Source organism: Hallella absiana (assembly GCF_025457485.1).
Lineage (GTDB): Bacteria > Bacteroidota > Bacteroidia > Bacteroidales > Bacteroidaceae > Prevotella > Prevotella absiana.
The window spans coordinates 1-1,318 of record NZ_JAMXSP010000080.1; the positions used below are offsets into that span (position 1 = coordinate 1).

Here is a 1,318-nt window from a genome sequence, read left to right on the forward strand (position 1 = left end):
CGGACCTCCATCCGGTGTTACCCGGACTTCATCCTGGACATGTGTAGATCACTTGGTTTCGCGTCTACCCCCACCGACTCGACGCCCTGTTCAGGCTCGCTTTCACTGCGGATGCGCGGCTCGTGCCGCTTATCCTTGCCGGTGACGGTAACTCGTAGGTTCATTATGCAAAAGGCACGCCGTCACATCATAAGATGCTCCGACCGCTTGTAGGCGCATGGTTTCAGGTTCTATTTCACCCTTCTTGTCGAAGTGCTTTTCACCTTTCCCTCACGGTACTGGTTCACTATCGGTCTCATCCGAGTATTTAGCCTTGCCGGATGGTCCCGGCAGATTCGCGCAGAATTCCTCGTGCTCCGCGTTACTCAGGATACCGCTATGCCAGCATCGGCTTCGTGTAAGGGGCTTTCACCCGCTATGGCCACACTTTCCAGTGTGTTCCACTCACCTAAACTGTGCAACGTCGCGGTCCTACAACCCCGGCGACGCGTTGCCACGCCACCGGTTTGGGCTCTTCCCCGTTCGCTCGCCACTACTAGGGGAATCATTCATTTATTTTCTCTTCCTGCGGGTACTAAGATGTTTCAGTTCCCCGCGTTGGCTTCCACGACTAGCGTGGATGACCGTCCTTCACACGGCCGGGTTGTCCCATTCGGATATCTCCGGATCAAAGGTTATTTGCACCTGCCCGGAGCTTTTCGCAGCTTATCACGTCCTTCATAGCCTGGATGAGCCAAGGCATCCACCATGCGCCCTTTCCTACTTCTTTCGCTGTCCATATCTCTGAAAAGAAACATGGACGTTGCTCATACTTTCAGCTGTATTGTATTGTCTCAGCATACATATTTCTATGTACGCCTCGTTAAGTCTTGAACTTTGCTACTTTACAGTTTTAGCTTGTGTCAATATGTCAAAGATCGGGGTAATGAACAATGTATAATGTATAGTGTATAATGTAGAAATTATAATCATACATCAACATCAGCATTACGTTGTGGAGAATAACGGATTCGAACCGTTGACCCCCTGCTTGCAAAGCAGGTGCTCTAGCCAGCTGAGCTAATCCCCCGTGAATGATGAGGGGTGAATGTTGAAGTAGTCCCAGGCAGACTTGAACTGCCGACCTCCACATTATCAGTGTGGCGCTCTAACCAACTGAGCTATAGGACTATGATAAGTTTGAAGACTCTCGTCCTCAGAATTACTCGTCCCGGCCAGTTGCGCTTCCAAGTCTCGGGGCTACAAAAGCCCGGCTTCCTTCATTCCCTATGATTAAACAGACAGCAGCGTACAAAAAGCCGGTAGAGGCGTCACCTTC

At 50.8% G+C, this 1,318-nt stretch carries 2 tRNA genes and 1 rRNA gene; all 3 read right to left on the reverse strand.

Annotated features, from left to right (window positions below):
* Positions 1-769 (reverse strand): 23S ribosomal RNA (locus tag NG346_RS14440); the annotation flags it as partial.
* Between the two features lie 226 nt (positions 770-995).
* Positions 996-1,069, reverse strand: a tRNA-Ala gene (locus NG346_RS14445).
* A gap of 27 nt (positions 1,070-1,096) precedes the next feature.
* Positions 1,097-1,170: transfer RNA gene (locus tag NG346_RS14450), tRNA-Ile, on the reverse strand.
* Positions 1,171-1,318 lie beyond the last annotated feature (148 nt).